17 protein-coding genes and 1 pseudogene are annotated in these 20,761 nt (G+C 38.2%); 8 read left to right on the top strand and 10 right to left on the bottom strand.

What is annotated here, in order from left to right:
* Window positions 1–232 precede the first annotated feature (232 nt).
* From ACFIJK_RS03935 to ACFIJK_RS03895, 9 genes are all read right to left on the bottom strand, one after another.
* Window positions 233–988 (bottom strand): type IV secretion system protein, encoded by a 756-nt coding sequence (locus ACFIJK_RS03935; RefSeq protein WP_375626648.1) that lies wholly within the window; start codon window positions 986–988, stop codon window positions 233–235.
* Window positions 985–3,456, bottom strand: a complete 2,472-nt coding sequence (locus ACFIJK_RS03930) for a VirB4 family type IV secretion/conjugal transfer ATPase (RefSeq protein WP_375626646.1) — start codon at window positions 3,454–3,456, stop codon at window positions 985–987. Before ACFIJK_RS03930 ends, ACFIJK_RS03935 begins: the two co-directional genes overlap by 4 nt.
* A gap of 2 nt (window positions 3,457–3,458) precedes the next feature.
* The gene (locus ACFIJK_RS03925; RefSeq protein WP_375613868.1) at window positions 3,459–3,767 is read right to left on the bottom strand and encodes a type IV secretion system protein VirB3; all 309 of its coding nucleotides are present in this window, start codon (window positions 3,765–3,767) and stop codon (window positions 3,459–3,461) included.
* Between the two features lie 12 nt (window positions 3,768–3,779).
* Window positions 3,780–4,091: a conjugal transfer protein gene (locus ACFIJK_RS03920; protein ID WP_375626644.1), complete on the bottom strand. Its 312-nt coding sequence runs from the start codon at window positions 4,089–4,091 to the stop codon at window positions 3,780–3,782.
* A gap of 240 nt (window positions 4,092–4,331) precedes the next feature.
* Window positions 4,332–4,652 carry a VirB2 family type IV secretion system major pilin TrwL gene (gene trwL, locus ACFIJK_RS03915; RefSeq protein ID WP_375626642.1) on the bottom strand — a complete coding sequence of 107 codons (321 nt, stop codon included), beginning with the start codon at window positions 4,650–4,652 and terminating at the stop codon, window positions 4,332–4,334.
* Between the two features lie 71 nt (window positions 4,653–4,723).
* Window positions 4,724–5,041 carry a VirB2 family type IV secretion system major pilin TrwL gene (trwL, locus tag ACFIJK_RS03910; protein ID WP_375626640.1) on the bottom strand — a complete coding sequence of 106 codons (318 nt, stop codon included), beginning with the start codon at window positions 5,039–5,041 and terminating at the stop codon, window positions 4,724–4,726.
* Window positions 5,004–5,303 carry a KorA family transcriptional regulator gene (gene korA / locus ACFIJK_RS03905; protein WP_375626638.1) on the bottom strand — a complete coding sequence of 100 codons (300 nt, stop codon included), beginning with the start codon at window positions 5,301–5,303 and terminating at the stop codon, window positions 5,004–5,006. Before korA ends, trwL (ACFIJK_RS03910) begins: the two co-directional genes overlap by 38 nt.
* A gap of 117 nt (window positions 5,304–5,420) precedes the next feature.
* Window positions 5,421–6,050 (bottom strand): TrwN protein, encoded by a 630-nt coding sequence (locus ACFIJK_RS03900; RefSeq protein WP_375626636.1) that lies wholly within the window; start codon window positions 6,048–6,050, stop codon window positions 5,421–5,423.
* Window positions 6,050–6,664 (bottom strand): hypothetical protein, encoded by a 615-nt coding sequence (locus ACFIJK_RS03895; protein ID WP_375626634.1) that lies wholly within the window; start codon window positions 6,662–6,664, stop codon window positions 6,050–6,052. Before ACFIJK_RS03895 ends, ACFIJK_RS03900 begins: the two co-directional genes overlap by 1 nt.
* Before the next feature lie 129 nt (window positions 6,665–6,793).
* Here ACFIJK_RS03895 and ACFIJK_RS03890 point away from each other — a divergent pair, with 129 nt between their 5' ends.
* A complete protein-coding gene (locus ACFIJK_RS03890; protein WP_015857007.1) occupies window positions 6,794–7,081 on the top strand; it encodes an H-NS family nucleoid-associated regulatory protein in 288 nt (95 codons plus the stop codon).
* Between the two features lie 1,551 nt (window positions 7,082–8,632).
* Here ACFIJK_RS03890 and ACFIJK_RS03885 read toward each other — a convergent pair.
* Window positions 8,633–9,910 (bottom strand): ubiquinone biosynthesis hydroxylase, encoded by a 1,278-nt coding sequence (locus tag ACFIJK_RS03885; RefSeq protein ID WP_375626632.1) that lies wholly within the window; start codon window positions 9,908–9,910, stop codon window positions 8,633–8,635.
* Between the two features lie 734 nt (window positions 9,911–10,644).
* Between ACFIJK_RS03885 and ACFIJK_RS03880 the strand changes: the two genes are divergently transcribed.
* The 7 genes and pseudogenes from ACFIJK_RS03880 (at window position 10,645) to ACFIJK_RS03850 (ending at window position 20,420) form a co-directional block, all read left to right on the top strand.
* Window positions 10,645–13,086, top strand: coding sequence for a DNA translocase FtsK 4TM domain-containing protein (locus ACFIJK_RS03880; RefSeq protein WP_375626630.1), 2,442 nt, complete (start codon window positions 10,645–10,647; stop codon window positions 13,084–13,086).
* A 731-nt stretch (window positions 13,087–13,817) separates the two neighbouring features.
* Window positions 13,818–14,065: pseudogene (locus ACFIJK_RS03875) on the top strand (DNA translocase FtsK); the annotation flags it as partial.
* A gap of 121 nt (window positions 14,066–14,186) precedes the next feature.
* On the top strand, window positions 14,187–14,795 hold the full coding sequence (locus tag ACFIJK_RS03870; RefSeq protein WP_375626628.1) for an outer membrane lipoprotein carrier protein LolA: 609 nt from the start codon (window positions 14,187–14,189) through the stop codon (window positions 14,793–14,795).
* 30 nt (window positions 14,796–14,825) lie between these two features.
* The gene (locus ACFIJK_RS03865; protein WP_375626626.1) at window positions 14,826–15,641 is read left to right on the top strand and encodes an exodeoxyribonuclease III; all 816 of its coding nucleotides are present in this window, start codon (window positions 14,826–14,828) and stop codon (window positions 15,639–15,641) included.
* Window positions 15,642–15,702: 61 nt separating this feature from the next.
* Complete coding sequence (locus ACFIJK_RS03860) at window positions 15,703–17,184, top strand: efflux transporter outer membrane subunit (RefSeq protein WP_375626624.1); 1,482 nt, start codon at window positions 15,703–15,705, stop codon at window positions 17,182–17,184.
* Window positions 17,181–18,407, top strand: a complete 1,227-nt coding sequence (locus ACFIJK_RS03855; protein WP_375625213.1) for an efflux RND transporter periplasmic adaptor subunit — start codon at window positions 17,181–17,183, stop codon at window positions 18,405–18,407. The genes ACFIJK_RS03860 and ACFIJK_RS03855 overlap by 4 nt, the downstream gene beginning before the upstream one ends.
* A 3-nt stretch (window positions 18,408–18,410) precedes the next feature.
* A complete protein-coding gene (locus tag ACFIJK_RS03850) occupies window positions 18,411–20,420 on the top strand; it encodes a MacB family efflux pump subunit (protein ID WP_375625214.1) in 2,010 nt (669 codons plus the stop codon).
* The last annotated feature ends 341 nt before the right edge of the window (window positions 20,421–20,761 follow it).

The raw sequence follows: 20,761 nt of genomic DNA, 5'->3' as shown, positions 1-20,761 counted from the left end.
GATCAATTTTACTGAAAAGTTGCGTGAACACTGTAAAGTCCATGGAATTCCTCTTTAACGAATTTTCAACTTTTTATATGATTTTTAAGCATTTTTCGTTGATTTTTTTAGGATAGAATTAAATTTCCTAGATCTTTTCAGTCTATGGGAGAGAACTGAATATTATGCACTAACCTTTGCTTTTTACGAGCATACAGGAAAAATAATACACGAAATATTGTTATAAAAAGCCTTATTTAATAAATCTTATGGTAGGCATTTTCGTGTTTTTACTATTCAAAATTTTTATGTTATGTTTGTCCTTCTGCTGTTTGATAAGTGTATATTCAGCATTGCGTAAATGTGTGACCATTTGTAGTTTTGCTGTTTCATTTTGTAGCATAGCGAGCATTCCAATTATATGTGCTTGTAACTCAGCAATACTTTTTAGATCTTTTGTTGTCTTGATTTCGTTTAATAGTTCTTCAATTTGCTGAAAACGATTATTTGCTTCTTCAAAAGTCTTTAGACTTACGGCTTTATCAGTGATGGCTGCATATTGGCTACGCTTGTTGATAAAACTGCTAGATTCATGGACAGAGATAGGAATTTCTTCTTCTTTTAAAATATTTTCAAGTGATGTAGCTAGAGCAGAAGATTTATTTCTATTGTAGAGCGTCTCCGGATTTTTGAGAAAAAAACTGCTGTGATCTGTTTGTGCATTTTTAAGTTTTTTAGTGTCGAACTTTTGGTTTCCCGTTATAGACTCGTGTATCTTTTTTACTTCCTCAAGTTGTTTTTTTAGTGTTTCGAGAAGTGGGTCAGGTGGCGCTTCCTTTTGTTGTGGAGGTGTTTTCTTTGATGTTTTTGAACTCCCAAAAAAATTGGGCCACGTCGTTGGAACTGATGATGACAAATCCGCTGCTCCAGCGCCCCAAATCCAAGCCATTGCTGGGTCTGAAATTCCTAAAGTTATTACAACTACTATTGAAATGACCTTTTTTTTCATGTTTCCCTCCTGTCATTTTTTGCGTGCTGTAAGAAAATTGGTAACCATATTGCCGGATCATCACCAACTTCCGCGATAATGCTTTCGGCTAATTCTGCGTTATCAGGTGTGCCTGATAACACCAAGAGCTCGTCACTAAAGTCGTGTTCGATGGTTTTTCCACTGCTTGTCAGATGAAATTTACCAAGATTCAGTTCTGCAAGCGCAGATTGATCACCCTGCTTAATGAGGAATTGGCGACTAAACTCACCAAGTCCTTTAACGAGTTCAAATTCGGTATCTGTTAGTTTAAAACCTTTTGTATAATCTTCATAGTTTGCCTTGGGATTGGCTAGAAAAATGTAAGTCGCACACTGTTGAATGAGTGTTTTGGCAATATTACTTTCTAAGGCATCGCTAGGCTCTTGTGTTGCGTAAACAAAAATACCATTTTGTTTACGGATAGTTTTTTGCTTATTTTTCGCCAAATCTTCAAAGTACGGATCTTGTAAAGGCTTCCAAAACTCATCAAAGATATACATAAATCGCTGTCCGCTAATCATGCCTTCTGTGCGGTAAAGCAAATACATCATCACTGGGGTGCGAGTTTCAAAATTATCTAAGAATTCCGTGATATCAAAGCCGTAAATTTGATGTGTTGAGAGATCAAGAGCATCGTGGGGATTATCAAACAACCATCCATAATCACCACCTTCACACCATTTTAGTAAGCGAGCATGAACAGATGGGTGAGCATTATAATCACTTAAACGTGGATTTGGTAAAAATTGTACTAGAAAGGACAAACGACGGAGTGATCGGTCAATGTTACTGCTCATAACAGACATAACTGCTTTGTTAATTTCTTCTTCGTCGTGATGCGTGACTTCACCACCAGCTTCTGCCAATTTTTTAACAAATTGTTTCAGAAAAATAAGATTTTCTTGTGTGGGTGGGAGTTGGAAAGGATTGAAACCACTTCTCCTGCCTGGCTTGAATGTTAAATATTTTCCACCCATCGCTCGAATGGCAACTTCCATGCCACGATCTTTATCAAAAACAACAGTTGTCGGCTTAAATTTTTGTGCTTGTGCTAACAAAAAGCCAAGTAACACGGTTTTACCGGAACCAGATTGTCCGATAAGTGCGGTATTACCGAGCAAACGTTTATCTGTTGAGTCCTCTTCAAGTTTGGAGGCATGAAAGTTGAAATAAAGCGGTGTTTTACTGGTTGTTTTAAGAATTGTGACGGCTGGGCCCCATGGGTTACCAGTGGGTTTTCCTGACATAAAATTATGAAAAGATGAAAATGATAAAAAGTTTAATGATGTAATCGGAGCAGGACGTGGTCTCCATTTCCAATTGCCAGGAAGTTGTGCCCAATAGCCAGCCTCTATCGCTAAGTCTACAGGTTTGGGGAGTAGCGCAACGTCTAGTAATGCTGCACTCGCTTTGGCCATATGGTCGCGAACTTGTTGAATTGTATCACCATAGATAGTCAATGTGCAGTGATGTTCTCCCATGACAAAATGCCCGCTGATAAGCTGGTTTAGTGCTTCGTCAATTTGTTCAATTTGGCTCGTTGCCACATCTCGTGCATCAATAAGGTTACGCTGATGCCGTTGTAAATAGTCTTTAGCAGCATGTCGAGAAAGCACCGAAAAGCTCTGTGTCAATATGAACTCGAAGTCACTTTCCAACAAAACATTTAATTGTCCCGGTTTGGTTGTTGCATCATATTCTTTAACTTCCAGCATTCCAAATCGACGCATTCCACTGGTTGTTCGCAGTTCACCAAGAGCACCCCATTTTGAGAAAAAAGGTCGATTGATAGACATATAGTCAGCAAAACGGTCATGGCAAATTGGCATGGGGCGATATTCACCATTGACAAGCATTCCAAGGAACTCAAGTGCAGAAGAATAAGCATGTCCATTTTTTTCATAAGCACCAAGAAGTTCTGCACCGTAACGGTTTAAAGATTGGCCTAAAGTACGATTGATGTCATTGAGTTCTTTGATACATGAGTCTTGTCGCATCTTTTTTTGGTCAAGCGTTTCACGTTCATGTTGAGAAAAGAACGACATAATTTTATCCGCTATCGGCTGAAAAATGACAGTCAGATATAAATCATTGACCATCAAATTATAACCAGTAAAGCTTTGCCGATATTTTTCATCAAGTTGATAGCAAAACATTTGATCAAATGTTGAATCAGGATATTCATAAACACGGCGGCGCACAATATGTGTCCAAAATGATAAATTGGCTGATGAAATACCCCGTAGAGTATTATTAAGCTCTTTTATCCATTGAAAGATATCTTCTTCTGAAGCGCTTTGATGTGAACGCCCGTCAATCTTCCAAATCGATAAATATTCCGCATTTTTAGTAGAGATAATCGTATCTGTAATATGATGTGAATAAGGCAGAAATAGGCTTACAGGTGTCTCTGATGCAAGGCGTTTGCTACTTTCAACAACTGTCATGTTTATCTCCTTTTACTGTAATCAGAGGGACTATAACTTGATGCGCCCCAAAAACCTTTGTTTCGATTGCGAAATTTAGTATCGATCCATAACCACCAGATACGAAATGCCTTATCATCGTTTTTAGTAATTTGCACCATAATGAACCATAATGGAGGCGCTATAATCCACAAAAAGATACTTACTGTCATAGCAATAACAGCAACCCCCATAACCATAACGATAAATGGCATCATGGGGACACCCCATATTGTTGGAACACGTGTTGCTCCTTTGAATAGGGGGAATTCTTTTTTTTCTTGTGATTTCATAGGGTGCTCTTGTCAGTGGAGGTAAAATAATATGTGGCTAATATAAAAGGCTGCACCAGCAATAATGACACTGAATGCCCATCGCATAAATGTAGCTCTTGCGATGATGCGAAATATATAAATAAGCAAAAGAAATAAAAGAATAATGATGGCGACGATAGGAATAAGTATACTTAATCCATATTGCATTCCTATGAAGGCATCCAAGCTTTCAGTTTCCGTCTGAGCATATGCAGATTTCGTTATTAATAACATTATTGAAGTGATAATAATAACATTAATCCTGTTGCACGCCTTCGCTTGAAACGTATTTGATTGTTTCATATCCTTTATCCCCTTTTGATTAAAGTTGCTATAAATAATATTCCTTTTTTCAGTATGGCTACATTATTACTGGTACTCACCTAATAATCGATGGATGTTAAAAACATTATGTATTATACTGATTCATGAATTACCTTTCAATAGTATTGAAGTAAGTTTGGTTGTAGAGAACACGATAATAATACTGGTTGTTTATCGTATAAACGTATCGTGTTGTATTATTTATAATTAATGCCATTATTACGCTGTTTTAAATAGCAATGTAACAAGTTGGGTTGCAGAACCTGCGATGACAACACCGATTGCCCATCGTACAAATGTGTCTTTTCCTATGTAGCGCCCTGCATAGCCGATTGCTAAGCACAAAAGTATAACGGCAGCAGCGATAGGGATAATCACTTTCAAGTCTGCCTGTAAATCTGTTAGAGCTGTCTTCGCATTTGTTAAAACTTTTGCGTTTTGTGCATGAGCAGAACTATTCATAAAGAATGCAGTCATAGCTGCAGAAATTGTGATGATTTTGTTGTGACTTTTCGATTGAATACTATTTAATCTTTTCATATTTCACTCTTATTAAAATCTAGATAACATTTTTATACAAATAAACATATTGTATTTTATAATTAACGCTATCACTTAAATAGCAATGTAACAAGTTGGGTTGCAGAACCTGCGATGACAACACCGATTGCCCAACGTACAAATGTATCTTTTCCGATGTAGCGTCCCGCATAACCAATTGCTAAACATAAAAGTATAACGGCAGCAGCGATAGGGATAATTACTTTTAAGTCTGTCTGTAACTCTGTTAGAGCGTCCGATGCATTTTGTAAAGTTTTGACTTTGGCTTGTGCATGAGCAGAACTATTCATAAAAAATATGGTTAAAGCTGCTGAAAATGCAGCAATTTTATTACGAGCTGTTGTGTGAAGAATATTTAATTGTTTCATGTTGTTTATCCTGATTAAGATTAAAACTCCCACAAATGACCCCTCGTTCATGAAGAAACTTAAAGAGATATTTTGGATCAGCCCAAGTTCTTAGTTTTCCTCTTTGTGTAAGTAACGTATATTTATTTGGCTTTCCGGTGATTGGATCATCGGAAATAAACGTAAAATACCATTCTCTTTCTGAAAGCATCACGACTGTAATCTCACGTGCTGCTTTTTGACTAAATGCTATGTCAACGCTGTTTTGTTCTATCATTTTCATTATCTTTGCCCTCAATTAGAAGAGATTTTGTCCAATCTTACTAATTAGAGCTTTAACATTTTCTTATCTACCTTTCATTATAATATCCTATCAAAATTCTAGAGTTTCGTGAAAATATCAGTTGTCACTCTGCGATCTTCTCGATGAAGAAAAATCTTCAGCTGAAAAAGCATCGCGGGCGCTACTTTCTTTATGTGTAAATGCATCTTCTTCTCCTTTTGAAGAGAGAGGAAGAGAATCTACGTTAGTTGCCTGTTCTAGTTCTTCTTTTTTAAGCTTTACAGGCTCCTGCAAATCTTCATTTTCTCGTACAGCAGCTTTTACTCCAATATATGAAGTAACTTTTTGTATAGAGGTGTGGTTTGAGTTTTCTGTGTTGTAGAAATTTAGCACAGATTGCAAAGTCGCTTTTTCAAAGATGCACTTTGATGTTGTTTGTTCATAGCAGTAAGTTAGAGCGTTTTGTACAGCTGTAAGATTTCCGCAAAAATCAAATGCATCAAAAAGAGAAAACAATTTCACATTTCCAACACCAATTTGCCCTAAAATTATGTTAAAATTATGTTCTCTCTGTTCAGTTGTTGCGATTGTTTCCTTAAGCTGAGATGATTGATAGAAGAAGTTATCTTTATCATCTGTTACGTAGACATTGTCCCGCGCTTCTTGTTCGGCGATAACTGAAAATGTTATGGGGGGCGTATTGGATATGTATGCCGCAGCAAAAAATGTGAAATCTGGAACAATCATTAGCAATACACCTTATTATGAAGAATTTTATTAATACAAATGCTCATTCTTTGTGGTGCATTTTCTCGTTGTTTTTTGATTTTATAAATTTGCAGAACGAGATTGTTTAGCTTAGAATATTCCTTGTGATTATTGTTTTGTTCTCTTCTAAAAATATTTCTAATATATGCGAGTATCCAACCAACAAGATAAAAGTGCGGAATAAAATAGAGCACGTTATGCCAACCAATATTATTGGAATCACGAAAAAAGGCGCTGCTTTTAAAAAATAATAATCTTTGATACTGTATTGAAGCTGCTTGTTTTACATAATTCTCTGGTTGCAAAAATCTTTTCAAAAAAAATTTATACGAAGTAAAAAGCCGTTGTGTGTAAGGGGAGGTTTTATTGTCATAATGAACTACACTATCATTATACAGAGAGGGCTTGTTCTTTGTTGCGTATTGCCATAACTTATAGAGTGACGATTTATATTTACTTTTGACTACTGATTCATGAGAGTCAGAGAGGTGTGATGGCGTTTGAGCACTGCATTTAGTAGTTTCAGCGATTGAGCTGAAAAAAGATGCAGTGATGGTAATTGATGTACCAATAAACAGTTCTTTGTGGTCCAAAGCACATCTCCGTCAAAGTGATATATGCATCGTAATTTTAATTTCGATAATAAATGGACAGAAATTGTCTATAATTGTGTTTAAAATATGGCAAGAAAAAAATTCTTTTTTGCAAGGGGAGTAATTAAGGTGAATGATCTCAAAAATATGAATTTTGATGAACTACAAGAGATGCGTACACAAATCGATGTGGAATTAAAAAAACGGCAAGCAAAGGAAAAGCAAAATGCGCGACGAAAAATTCTTGAAATTGCTAATGCCCATGGAATTGATATCGCTGATCTTGTGAGCAAAGAGCGCCATTATAGAAATCCCAATAACCAATGGGAATTATGGAATGGGCGTGGACGTAGACCTAAGTGGATTAAAGAGTGGCTGGAGAATGGGTATACACTTGATGAACTCGAAGTAACGTAACACGTGTGCGATATTTAAAAGATAAGGGAATACCAATGAATGTAAATGCAAGAAGTATGCTCTTTTGGGTAATTTGATTATATAAACATACTGAATGAATATATTAAAGTATTGAGTGATCAAATAAAATGATAGGGGGTATGAACAAATGTATTTAAGTGAAAAAGGTCTTGTTGTTATAATCTGGCAAGCATAATGATGATGCCGGATTAAAATATTGTAATTGCTTTTTGCATTTGAGAGAGGGGGATATTTTACTTCTTTTTATAGTTTTATTGACTCTTTACAAAAATGGTCGAAATGAGAATGATTTATTGCATAGGGATTTTACTCAATATGTAAAATAATAATTTTATCAATTAATATGTTAATAAATTAGCATACTTATATTTTTGAAATACTGTTCTGTAAAACAAGCCTGATGTTATAGATTTTGTTTGGTCTTTTTTCTGTAAGATTATATATGAGGCATTTACTTTATTTATCGATTTATCGTTCGTTTAGTTGAGATGAGTGAGTGTGTAGGAAATGAAAAATCTCTATGGCTGTTATGAGTTTTATAGAATTTATGACATATTTCTGAGCGTTTGTGATTAAAATTCATTTATGAGCATTTATGAATAATGAATTATGAATAAAGAGCGTATTTGAAAATAAAAGGATTAAGCCATTCTATTGCGGTTTATCTTCTTTTATGGTGTGAAATAGGGGGGTGATATGCACGTTTACAATTTTGTGTGATGGTATAGAGTACGGAACACTTTGTTATATATCGGAATATTTTTTCTAAAATTGTGTGGTATTCCACAATAAGTTAAAGGGTTTGTCTGAGGAACAGAATACCCCAAACGGAATACAGTTGTGTTACCAATTTACGCGCTTGTTTTAAAAGAAAAATTTTTCAATGCAACGAAGCTTATTTTATGATGCTTTTCGTGAATAGTATAACGTGAAAGTCCCTATGATTACATAAAATCCATTTTTGTACACCAGCTTTTATTTCAATAAAAAATATAAGCCGGCGTCCTTATACACTTTACTCGCCTCCAATATTGCTAAAGTCCTTAGTTCTTGAGAGAGGGAGGTTTTTTTTATTGCTTTGTTTAATTTTTTTTATTTATACGACACTCTCGTTCGTGATGTGCAAGTGAATGATTTTGATTGCTTCAACATGAGAGAGATTTGAAATAAGGGTATTTTATGATCGTTAGATTTCTTACTCAATATGAGAACAATGAATTTATTATTATAAATAAAATGTTGTGTGCTAAAAAGTCTTGTTTATTTCGTTATGACGTGAAATGCCTTCTTTTAAGGTGTGGTGATATAAGGCAACCTCTTTGAGACATTATTTTTCAGTGCGTGGTGAATATTCTTAGAATGTACTCGCTTGTCGAGTCTTATGTTAAGTGAAATATGGGAGGAGGAAGTCAAGAGAAAATTACTCGACAGGAATCTGGTTTGTAAACAGATTGGATGAGATAGGAATTTTTTGTTCTTTGAAGGAGGAAGGCAAAGGTTGTAAAAAAGTGAAATAGGATGAATTTTTGCTTAAAGTGGGAAGCCGTGTAGAAGACGTGGGGCATTGGGAGTGAGACCGGCAGCTTCTTGAATGAAGTATTTTTTTATTTTTGGCGCTTGATTAACGATACCAAGGCCGGTATCGCGGAGCATCCGTAAAAGAAGGCTATCATTAGAAAAGAGTTTATTAAGCCAATCATTGCTTAAAGCCATACGGACAACTTCAAAACGTCTCCAGCTTTGATAGCGCTCTAAAGCAGTGAGGGAGCCAATGTCAAGACCTAGTCGTGCTGCTTCAATAATCACTTCAGCGAGGGCAGCGCTATCGCGTAATCCTAAATTGAGTCCTTGTCCTGCAATGGGGTGGATGGTATGGGCGGCGTCGCCAACGAGAGCAAAACGTGGTTTAACGCATTGACGTGTTAAAGAAAGACTTAAAGGAAAAGCTTGACGTTCGCCATTCCAAGAGAGTTTGCCTAATCGATGGCCAATGCGTCTTTCGAGTTCTGTTTCAAAAATAAGGGCATTAGCTTTGAGATAATATTGCGCAGTTTTATGATCTTCATTCCACACAATGGCAGATCGGTTGCCTTTGAGAGGGAGAAGAGCAAAAGGACCGGCAGGTAAAAAATGTTGAATTGCTTGACCATTATGGGGTTTTTCATGTTCAACTGTGCAGATGATTGCTGTTTGTTTATAGGGATGAGAAAAGTTTTTAAGACCTGCTTTTTGGCGTAATTTCGAATGGGCTCCGTCGGCTGCAATAAGCAATTTTGTTTGCCAAACCTCTTCATTATTTAAAGTGACGGTTTTATGTTGGTCTTCTTGATGAAAATCAATGACACGTGTGTTTGCAATAACAGGGATATTGAGATCTTTGACACGTTTTTTTAAAGTGTTGATGAGTTCTCTCTGCTCTACCATAGCAGCAAAGGGCTCACCAGGGGTAATGTCGCCTTCAAAGGTTAAAAGAGTGGGTTTGACAGGGTCACTTGTGCTTGTATCTGTGATGATCATTGAATGAATGGGTTGCGCATAGGGTTTTATAGGTTCCCAACATTGTAATTGTTTTAACATACGAATAGAAGCGGCAGCAAGGGCAATGGTTCGTATGTTAGAAGCAGGAGTATCTCCTTGCGGAGCAGCATCAACGATTTTTATTTTCAGATTAGGGGCTGTTTGCTTGAGTGCTATCGCTAAGGTTAAACCGACAGCCGCCCCCCCTGCAATGAGCAGATCACATTGTTTCGTTTTATGAGATTTAATTTTTTTATTGGGCTGTACGTCTTTATTGCGATTAGAACACACAATACTTCTTCCATTGTTTACAGTTTGCTTTTTTTAAAAAAGAATATCTTTTTAAATTGCCTAAAATATCTTAACGTTTACTTTTCTTTCTACTTTACAAAACGAGGTTTCTTTTTGGCACCAATCTGATGACAGATTGGTTTTTCAGAGTTCTTCTGCTTCATCATTTATGTGATTCATTTTACAGATTTATCGGATAAGCTTTTTTGAATGTCCTCTTCAATTCTTTTTACACTTGGTTGATAAAAAAGAAAACTAAAAATAACCAAAGATGGTCGTGTATTTTTTTAAGTTGTATGAATTACTTTAGTATGCCTGTCCTGAAGGGGGACATTTAGTTAGTATGATAAATAAAAAACTGTGTTCATTCGTGATGGTTAAAACAGTATTCATATTTTGCCGTTATCATGATGTAGCGTAAAAAACATCGTCTGTTTAGGAGGTGCCTATAGGACCCATGTAAAACTTTACACATGAGGTGTTTTTTGGTTGATCGTGTGATAAAATATTCAGCGAGAGCTTTTTGTGCGCCTTATGAAGGATAGTCTCTTAGGGTGGTGATGTATGAGTGATATGAAGTGGTTAGAAGGTAGAATGCGCTAGACTAGATAAAAAGCCGGATTGTTTACAGGTTATTTGTTTACAGATTGGCACAGAGTTTAAGCTTCATCCTTTTTTACGAGAGAGAGTTATAACTCTTTAAAATATGAAAGTTTTGTATTTGGAATTGATAGATGCACCGAAGTTCTTCTCCTTATGATTCATTAGAAGTGCGAAATTCTCAAGGTTCGCGTCTTATTGAGATGTTTTTACGTCAGATAGGGGTATTTATTGGGCTTGGGCTTTTGGGCTTTATTATTTTTTGTGTATTTGCTTTGGCGACGTGGAATGTTGAGGATCCATCTTTAACCCATGCAAGTACAAATGAGGTTACAAACCTTATGGGGTGGATGGGGGCAATTTTTTCAGATTTTATTATGCAGTTTTTTGGCTTGGCAAGTCTTGCTGTTTTGTTACCGCCATTATTTTGGTCTTTTCTCTTGTTGGCGCAAAAGAATATCTACAATTTGACTTTGCGCTTTTTTTTATGGGCGCTATCAACGATTTGTTTTTTAATTGCTTTTGCCCTTATGTCACCTGTTGCTTCTTTTACTTATTGGCCATTGCCAATGGGATTGGGAGGGGTTTTAGGAGATAAAGCTTTAAGTGTTGCTTCTTCAGTTTTTCCTCTTTTTCTTTCTCCTCTTTACACGGTGTTTTTCAGTGTTGTTTTTATTCTTTTAGGTTTTTTCACTGCTGCTTTTGCTGGCAATGTGATATGGCGGCGTCGAACAAAGAAAAGAAAAGAAAAAAGCATTCCAAAAGATGCAATCGTTAATCCAGTTTTTGAATTGGAAGAAGATACGGAATATGCTGCAGAGGATGATCGTGAAAATCATGGTTTTTTTGCGACAACTTTTGGCGCTCTTTTACATCTTTTTTATTTTTTACAAGCGCGTTTCTTTCGTTTTTTCTGTTTCAAAAGGCGTTTTCAGAGTAAGGTGCAAGGAAAGCCATTTGATCGGATTGAGCCAACTTTTTTGGGTGAAAAAGTAAAGTGTGAGGAAAATCAAAATAAAACCTATGTTGCTTCTGTTAAAAATCGAAAGTCTTTAACAGCTTCTTCAAATGGTGATTTTGTTCTTCCTCTTGTAGATTATCTTTCGGTTCCACCACCGTCTGTTAGAGATGCAAAACTTTCTCCTGCTGTTTTAAGAGCAAATTCTCAGGAACTTGAAGGGGTTTTGTTAGATTTTGGAGTTAAAGGGCAAATTATTGATGCTTGTCCTGGACCGGTGGTGACTTTGTATGAATTTGAACCGGCTGCTGGCATTAAGTCCTCCCGTATTATTGGTTTGGCAGATGATATTGCACGCTCGATGCGTGCGATTTCAGCGCGTGTTGCGGTGGTTCCAGGACGCAATGTGATTGGAATAGAATTGCCTAATGCAAAGCGTGAGATGGTTTATTTACGAGAAATGTTGCAGGCGCAAGAATTTATTGACAGCAAAGCAAAGCTAGGACTTGCTTTAGGTAAGACAATCGGGGGGGAAGCTGTTATTGCAGATTTAGCAAAAATGCCCCATCTTTTGGTTGCTGGTACAACAGGATCGGGAAAGTCTGTTGCTATCAATACAATGATTTTATCATTGCTTTATCGTATGACACCTGAACAATGTCGTCTCATTATGGTGGATCCGAAAATGCTTGAGCTTTCGGTTTATGATGGCATTCCTCATTTATTAACACCCGTGGTGACAGATCCTAAAAAAGCCGTGATTGCTTTAAAGTGGGCTGTTCGTGAAATGGAAGAGCGCTATAGTAAAATGTCAAAATTAGGCGTTCGTAATATTGATGGGTTTAATGCACGTCTTAGGGAAGCAGCAAGTCAGGGAGAGACAATGGCGCGGACAATTCAAGTTGGATTTGATCGCGAGACTGGTGAGCCTCTTTATGAAACGGAAACACTTGATTTTAGTCCTATGCCCTATATTGTTGTCATTATTGATGAAATGGCTGATTTGATGATGGTTGCTGGTAAAGACATTGAAGGCGCGGTTCAACGCTTGGCACAAATGGCACGTGCTGCCGGTATCCACGTGATTATGGCGACGCAGCGTCCTTCTGTCGATGTTATTACTGGGACGATCAAAGCCAATTTTCCTACACGTATTTCTTTTTCTGTAAGTTCAAAAATCGATAGCCGAACAATTTTGGGCGAACAGGGGGCTGAGCAATTATTGGGACAAGGAGATATGCTCTTTATGATGGGAGGAGGACGTGTTCAACGTGTGCATGGTCCTTTTGTTGCAGATGATGAAGTGGAGCAGGTTGTTGCGCATCTCAAAGCGCAAGCACGACCTGATTATTTGGAAACAATTACGCAAGAAGTTGAAGAGGATGGTGCTGATGTTTCTTTAGCTTCTCCTTCAGAAGATGATCCCTATAGCCAAGCTGTTGCTATTGTGCTTCGTGATCGTAAGGCTTCGACTTCTTATATTCAACGCCGTTTAGGCATTGGTTATAACCGTGCTGCTACATTGATTGAGAGGATGGAAGAAGAAGGTATCATTAGTCCAGCAAATCACGCAGGGAAACGAGAAATTTTAGTGCCTGCCGAAGAAGAACGCTTTTGAAAAATCTTTATAGTTGCTTTCTATAACATCTTATAAAACAAGTGTTTATCCTACTGTATCGTAGAAAGTCTGTATTTTCATATACCAGTTCTCGATTTGCGATAGCTCCTTGGCACTTGAGACTCTTTATAAGGGGATTCTTTATCTTATATAACTTTTATCCATACACCAACCTTGCTTGTAACGTGCAAGCAAATGATTTGAGTTGATTCAATATGAGAGAGTATGAGATGAGAGAATCTTCCTGTATTTGGCGTTATGATTTAAGTTAAAAAGATAATTTATTATAAATCAATATCTTGGTATAAAATAATGTCATTGCGAGTGTAGGGGTATAAAAGCATGTAAGGCTTGATATTTAAGTGTCTTTTTAAGTGCGCTCTAAATATTTAGGGGCAAGGCTTATCTGTGGAGCCTTATATAGATGAATCATATGGGGTGGGAAGCCAAGTGAAATCTGCTAAACTCCAAACTGTTTACAGACTGGTTTGAGTGAAAATTTTTATTCTTTTGGATTGGAAGGAAGTCAAAAAAGCATTTTTGCCACTTAAAGGAGTTTTCAGGTTCGCGAGCAATATATGTTTAGTACTTAATCCGTTATGTATTGACTATAATTTATATTGCTTCACAGATTAGGGGTGGGAAAGAATATATAAAGAATATATTATGCGTTTAGAAAATCAGCAGAAAAGCGGGAAATTTGAATGCCTTCGGAAATTTAAACGCAGACTGATTATTTGGAAACGATACCGCAGGCAATAAAGAAGGATGTTTCTTTGGCTTTTTCTTTAGCAGATGATCCCTATAGTCAAGCTGTTGCTATTGTGCTTCAACTTCTCATATTCAACATTGTTTAGGTATTGGTTATAACCGTGCCGCAACATTGATTGAAAAGATGGAAGAAGAAGGCATTATTAGTCTAGTAAATGATATGGGTAAGCAAAAAGTTTTGGAGATTGTCGAAGAAGAATACTGTTAAAAATATTTTGATATTTTTTTCAAACAATATCTTTATTTTATAAAGAAGGGTATTTATTCATCGTTGATCACTTAAGTTATAAATTATAAAGTCAATTAAACATTGCTTGGGAGCATTTTTTATGAAAACGTCTTTTTTTCCGCAAAGAAGAGTCTTTGGGTTGGTGGGAATTATTATCTTTTGGTGTTTAACTTTTCCTGTTTTTTCGCAAGCGTCTAATAAAGTGATAAAGGCGCAAAATGTTGTAAATCACTTTGCGGCAATCAAAACAATGACAGGTGATTTTATTCAGTTTAGTCCAAAGGGAAAAATGTCCCAAGGGACATTTTATTTAGAGCGCCCAGGGAAAATTCGTTTTATTTATAAGAAAATGCCTTTACAGATTATTGCAGATGGCCAATTTGTAGGTATTAACAATCGGGCTTTGAATACTTGGAACTTTTCACAACTTTCGCAAACGCCAATGAAGTTTCTGTTGGCTGATAAAATTGATATATCTTCTGGGCGCTTGTTGGCATTTCGCGAAGATCCAGGGGCTGTGACGATTGTTCTGCGTGATAAAACGATTGGGGCAGGGAAAATAAGGATGGTTTTTGATTCTAAAGGCTCTGCTTTGCGGCAGTGGACAATTGTTGACCAACAAAATTTGGAAACTACTGTGCAGATTATGAATGTGCGGACAGACGTCCGTTTCGCTAATGGAATGTTTGCACTTCCTTCGAAGAAATAGTGCGGTGTTGTTTCATTGGGATTGAAATGGATGTTATTTCGTATTGCAACTTGGAATATTAATTCTATTCGTTTGCGTCTTGCACAGGTTTTTCAGTATTTGGAACTCTTTTCCGCAGATGTTTTGTGTCTACAGGAAACAAAATGTCCAGATGCTTTATTTCCAGTGGGGGCTTTTGAAGCAGCGGGTTATGAGCATATCGCATTGAGTGGACAAAAATCTTATAACGGGGTGGCTATTGTTTCTCGTTTGCCTTTTAAAAAGGTAGAAAAGCGTTTCTTTTGCCAAAACCAAGATTGTCGCTATATCTCAGTTATTGTGGAAGCCCATGGGAGAAGCTTGCGGATTCATAATTTTTATGTTCCTGCTGGGGGAGATATTCCAGATGCTGATGTGAATGAAAAATTTCGGCATAAGCTTGATTTTTTAGAAGAAATGTCCTCTATACGTGCGGATCAAGGAGATGGTCTTTCTTCTCTTTTGGTGGGCGATTTAAATATTGCTCCTTTGGCAGAGGATGTTTGGTCTCATCAGCAATTGTTGAAGGTTGTAAGCCATACTCCCATTGAAACCGAGCGTTTACAGGACTTGTGTTGTCAAGGTGGATGGGTTGATCTGATGCGGTTTCATATTCCTGCTCCTACCAAGCTTTATACATGGTGGAGTTATCGTGCACGCGATTGGGCATTTACCGATTATGGACGGCGGCTTGATCATGTTTGGTCTTCTCCTGATTTAGCACCTTTTGTTGTAGATCTTTCGATTTTTCGTGATGCGCGCGGATGGGAACGCCCTTCAGATCATATTCCTGTGCAAACTGTATTTGATTTTTCACGTCAAGTTTGAAATAAGAGGTAAATAAAGTATTAATATTAAATAATGATTCTGAAAGAATGCGGGAGACTAGATGTATATCAGAAATCTCAAAAGGGGCGCTTCTCGTGGATTACTTTCTTGTGTCTTGTTGTGTTTGCTTTTGTCAGGATGTATGGTTGGTCCTAATTACCAGAAAACATCTTTTCGTGTTCCAGCAGTTTGGGGAGAAAAATCTGCACAGACTGTAGGACAGCCAGTTGCGCTTGCCGGATGGTGGCGGCGTTTGAATGACCCTGTTCTAGATGCATTAATGGATTATGCGATTTCTGGAAATAATAATGTTGCTGTTGCCAAAGCTCGGGTACGTGAGGCACGTGCGGGTTTAGGACAGGTTGTGGGAACTCTTTTGCCAAATGTGTCCAATTCAATTTCAGGAACCCGTAGTTATTCTGGACAGTCTGATGCATTGTTAAACCAATATCATAGTGGTTTTGATGCAAGCTGGGAGCTTGATTTTTTTGGTGGGCATAAACGAGCGGTTGAAGCAGCGCGTTATGGTCTTGATGCGGCTGTGGAAGATATGCGCGCTACCATGGTGACATTGTTAGGAGATGTGGCAACAAATTATGTACAAATGCGTGGTTGGCAACAGAAATTGTTAATTGTGCGGCAAATTGCAGTATCACAACGTAAAACCTATGAATTGATGCGTGCTAGATTAACAGCTGGTGATGTTTCTGAGCTCGATGTTTCAAATGCGCAAGCACAAATGGCAAATACAGAAGCAGATATATCACAGATGGAAGCGAATTTAGCAATGAGCGTTCATCGTCTTTCTGTCTTAACTGGTCGTGTGCCTACGGCATTGAAGGCTCTTTTACAAAAAAATGCTAAGCATACAAAGATTCCACAACCGCACTGGCCGATACCAGCAGGAATTCCAGCTGATATTTTGTTAACACGTCCGGATTTACGACGGGCAGAGCGTCAATATGCGCAAGCGACAGCGCGGATTGGTCAACGTGAAGCAGATCGCTATCCCTCACTTACTTTAACAGGTAATATTTCGACAGCCGCAACGGCGATAGATCAGTTATGGAAAAATTCAACGATTGGTTGGTCTTTTGGGCCTGGTTTGCGTTTTCCTTTTTTTAATGGAGGTCAGGTTGAGGCTTCTATTGCGGTAGCGCGTGCACAGCGTGATCAAGCTTTTATTACTTATCGGGCTGCTGTTTTGGGAGCTTTAGAAGATGTAGAAAATGCGCTGGTAAGATTAACTAAAGAACATCAACGCTTAGAAAAGCTGATCATTGCGAATAAAGCTTCTCTTCATTCCTTAAAACTTTCACGGAGTCTTTTTGAGAATGGAAATACCAGTTTTCTTGAATTGTTAAACGCTGATCGCTCTTATTATTCTGCACAAATGGCACTTAAAGATAGCCGTGTTTCTTTGGTTACGCAATATATCACGTTGATGAAAGCATTGGGGGGGGGCTGGGATGGCGTTGTTGATGTATCACGTCCGGAAGTCGTTGATGGTGCACCTCGTTCGCGTGCAAAGGTAGGAAAATGAAAAAAAGTCTACTCAAAAATTTCATTACAAAACACAAAAAACTTTCTTTCTTTTTAGCTGCTATATTTCTTCTTCTCTTGTTTTTATGGTTGCGTTCTGTTGTTTTTGGAACATCTAGCCCAACTTATATAACTGCGGTGGTGAAGCGTGGGGATATTGAGGAAAGTGTTTTAGCTTCTGGTCTTGTACGTCCTTATCGGTTGGTGGCTGTTGGTGCGCGTGCAACAGGGCGTGTGGTGTCAATGCGCGTTTCTCCTGGGAGTGTTGTGAAAGAAGGCGATCTCTTGGCAGAAATTGATCCTACAGATCAAGAAAATGATTTAAAAAGAAAAAAAGCAGCATTATCTCACTATTATGCGAGTTTGGTAGAACAAGAAGCCCATCTTTCTCTTGCGCAGAAAAATTTAGCACGTCAGAAAAAAATGATCGAGTCACGTGCGGTTTCACGGGCTAATCTCGATGATGCTGCGACACAAGTAAAAATACGTGAGGCACAAATTGCTCAACTTCAACAGCAGATTGTGCAAGCACAAATTGATGTGGATAGTGCAGAGGTCAATTTAGGTTATACACGCATCATTGCTCCTTCAGCGGGAACGGTTTTGGCAACAGTTGTGGAAGAAGGACAGAATGTGAATGCGGTTCAGTCGGCGCCAACAATTGTTATTTTGGGCGATTTGTCAAAGATGACGATCAAGGCGCAAATTTCAGAAGCTGATGTTCTTAAAGTTCAAGCTGGACAACCACTTTATTTTACAGTTTTAGGGAATTCGCAGCGTCGTTATGAGGGCGTTTTAGAAAAGATAGAGCCGGCTCCTGAAGCAATTCGTGCTGATGTGAGTATTAATCCTGGTATGGTAGGGGGGTCTAGTGCTTTAATCTCATCAGCTATTTATTATAACGGAATTTTACATGTTGATAATGCGGACAATTTTTTGCGAACCTATATGACTGCTCAAGTTCATATTATCTTAGGGCGTGCTCAAAATGTTTTGTTGGTTCCAAGCGATGCTTTACGCGATGAGACAAAAGAGCATAAGGCATGGGTTTCTGTTTTGGAGGGGGGGAACAAGGTGGTTACTAAACAGGTGAGCGTTGGTTTGAATAATAAAGTGATGGCAGAGATTGTTTCAGGACTTAATGAGGGTGATGTTGTTATCACCGGCTCGCCTGATGGGGTGATGCCAGAACCTTCTGACGTGCATAGTGAAGACGAGATTTAAGCCATGAACACAAACCAAGCAGATGCTGTCCTTGTGTTGGAAAATATTGTACGTAAATTTCCAGCGGGCGAAACATTTGTTACTGTTTTGAAGGATATCAATCTTACCATTAAGCGCGGTGAAATGGTAGCGATTGTGGGAGCTTCTGGTTCAGGAAAATCTACATTAATGAATATCTTAGGCTGTCTTGATCGGGCAACTTCTGGTCGTTATTGGATTGCAGGGAAAGAAACAGCCTCTCTTTCAGCTGATGAATTGTCGGCTTTGCGGCGCAATCATTTTGGTTTTATTTTCCAGCGCTATCATTTGTTGAATGAATTGACAGCTCTTGGGAATGTTGAAATTCCGGCTATTTATGCAGGATGTGCTGTGGAAGCAAGGAAAAAGCGTGCACAAGATCTTTTAACGCGCTTGGGCATGGGCGATCGGGTGAATCATCGTCCAAATCAACTCTCAGGTGGTCAACAACAACGGGTGTCTATTGCTCGAGCGTTGATGAATAATGCGGAGGTTATTCTTGCCGATGAGCCAACAGGTGCACTGGATAAACAGAGTGGACAGGAAGTGTTGCGTATTTTGGATGAGCTTCATCAAGAAGGTCGTACTATTATCATTGTAACTCACGATATGCAGGTGGCCAAAAGAGCGGAGCGTATTATCGAAATCAGTGATGGAGAAATTATTGCTGACAGTATGACAAAGGTTGCGAAGAAAAGAGCAGCGGGGGCAAAGATAAAAACGGATAGTCAGTCTTTTTACGAAAAACAGACACTAAAAGTTAAACAACAGCTTGGCTCTTTTCGGTCTTTTGTTGAACGTTTTCGTGAGGCATTTGTTATGGCTTTGTTGGCAATGAATGCACATCGAATGCGAACTTTTTTAACAATGCTTGGGGTGATTATCGGTATTGGGGCGATTATTGCTATGGTCGCTTTGGGAAATGGTACACGAGAGAAAATTTTGGAAAATTTTAAAAGCTTGGGTGCTAATACATTAACAATTTTACCTGGCAAAAGTTTTTCTGATCCACAAGCAGAGAAAATAACAACTCTTGTTGAAGCTGATGCAGAAGCATTGTCTGGGTTACCTTATGTTTCTGGTGTAACACCTCAGATTTCAACAAGCTCGAAAGTGCGTTTTGGTGCAGTTGAAGTCAATGCCGTCATTGTGGGGGTGGGAGAACAATTCTTTCAGACACAGGGGCTTAAGGTTTTCAAAGGACAGTTTTTTGATCAAAAAAGTGTGCAGGATCGGGCGGTTGATCTCGTGATTGAGAAAGAAGCATTGTCTGTTCTTTTTCCCCATAGCCATGAAAGCCCCCTTGGCAAAGTGGTGCTTGTGGGTAATGTTCCAGCACGTATTATTGGTGTTGTTGATTCACAAAATAACGCAAATGGAAATACATCAAATACATTACAGCTTTATTTGCCCTATACAACAGTGCAAACGCGTTTTCTTGGCACAACAGAAGTTCGTGCGATTACCGTTAGGATTGCTGATGATGTCGATTCACATTTAGCGGAAAACATGGTGAAACGTTTTCTCATTATGCGGCATGGTGGAGAGGATTTTTTCATTAGAAATTCAGAATTCTTTCGTGAACGTATCATGGAGAGTACACATATCTTAACACTTTTAATTTCTTCAATTGCAGCGATTTCCCTGATTGTGGGTGGTATTGGGGTGATGAATATTATGCTGGTCACCGTTTCTGAGCGGATCAATGAAATTGGTGTACGTATGGCAGTTGGTGCACGCCAAAGTGATATTTTGCAGCAGTTTCTCATTGAAGCGGTTTTGGTTTGTGTCATTGGTGGTGGTTTGGGGATTCTGTTTGGGCTTTCTATCGGTGGTTTATTTCTTCTGTTTAAGGCGCCTATCCACTTGGTTTATACGATTGATTCGATCATCCTATCCCTTACTTTTTCGACCCTCATTGGAATATGTTTTGGCTTTTCTCCAGCGCGGCAAGCTTCACGGCTTGACCCTGTTGTCGCTCTTTCACGCGATTAAGCTTTATCAATTGGAGCATATTTGTTGTGATGTTTACCACTTGGAAGAAGCGTTTATGAAGCGAAACATGGATGGGAAAAGTTTAGCATTATTCCCTGTTCCATTTTAGAAAACGCTTTATTCGTTAAGTGGAGCGTGCTCTATATAACGTTAAAGGATGACGTTTTACGGCCCAACGTATCATGAATAAATTTCCCTTGTATTTTTATAACTATACAAAATACAAGGCGCGATAACTTTAGGATTTTAACCTAAAAGTTAAGAGGGGAAGGGGAGTGTATATCTGTTAACAAACAAGATAAAAAAGAAGAAAATTTAAACGAAAAACAGCTTATATCTCA

It is taken from the genome of Bartonella sp. PS17NMGDW, assembly GCF_042193555.1.
GTDB classification, from domain to species: Bacteria; Pseudomonadota; Alphaproteobacteria; order Rhizobiales; family Rhizobiaceae; genus Bartonella; species Bartonella grahamii.
Note: the sequence above shows the minus strand (reverse complement) of the source record. Positions and strands in the feature narration are given on the sequence as shown.

Coding starts and splice junctions, on each gene's coding strand:
- ACFIJK_RS03935 (WP_375626648.1), bottom strand. CDS start 988: ATGAAAAAAAAGGTCATTTCAATAGTAGTTGTAATAACTTTAGGAATT.
- ACFIJK_RS03930 (WP_375626646.1), bottom strand. CDS start 3,456: ATGACAGTTGTTGAAAGTAGCAAACGCCTTGCATCAGAGACACCTGTA.
- ACFIJK_RS03925 (WP_375613868.1), bottom strand. CDS start 3,767: ATGAAATCACAAGAAAAAAAAGAATTCCCCCTATTCAAAGGAGCAACA.
- ACFIJK_RS03920 (WP_375626644.1), bottom strand. CDS start 4,091: ATGAAACAATCAAATACGTTTCAAGCGAAGGCGTGCAACAGGATTAAT.
- trwL (WP_375626642.1), bottom strand. CDS start 4,652: ATGAAAAGATTAAATAGTATTCAATCGAAAAGTCACAACAAAATCATC.
- trwL (WP_375626640.1), bottom strand. CDS start 5,041: ATGAAACAATTAAATATTCTTCACACAACAGCTCGTAATAAAATTGCT.
- korA (WP_375626638.1), bottom strand. CDS start 5,303: ATGAAAATGATAGAACAAAACAGCGTTGACATAGCATTTAGTCAAAAA.
- ACFIJK_RS03900 (WP_375626636.1), bottom strand. CDS start 6,050: ATGATTGTTCCAGATTTCACATTTTTTGCTGCGGCATACATATCCAAT.
- ACFIJK_RS03880 (WP_375626630.1), top strand. CDS start 10,645: ATGCACCGAAGTTCTTCTCCTTATGATTCATTAGAAGTGCGAAATTCT.
- ACFIJK_RS03870 (WP_375626628.1), top strand. CDS start 14,187: ATGAAAACGTCTTTTTTTCCGCAAAGAAGAGTCTTTGGGTTGGTGGGA.
- ACFIJK_RS03865 (WP_375626626.1), top strand. CDS start 14,826: ATGTTATTTCGTATTGCAACTTGGAATATTAATTCTATTCGTTTGCGT.
- ACFIJK_RS03860 (WP_375626624.1), top strand. CDS start 15,703: ATGTATATCAGAAATCTCAAAAGGGGCGCTTCTCGTGGATTACTTTCT.
- ACFIJK_RS03855 (WP_375625213.1), top strand. CDS start 17,181: ATGAAAAAAAGTCTACTCAAAAATTTCATTACAAAACACAAAAAACTT.
- ACFIJK_RS03850 (WP_375625214.1), top strand. CDS start 18,411: ATGAACACAAACCAAGCAGATGCTGTCCTTGTGTTGGAAAATATTGTA.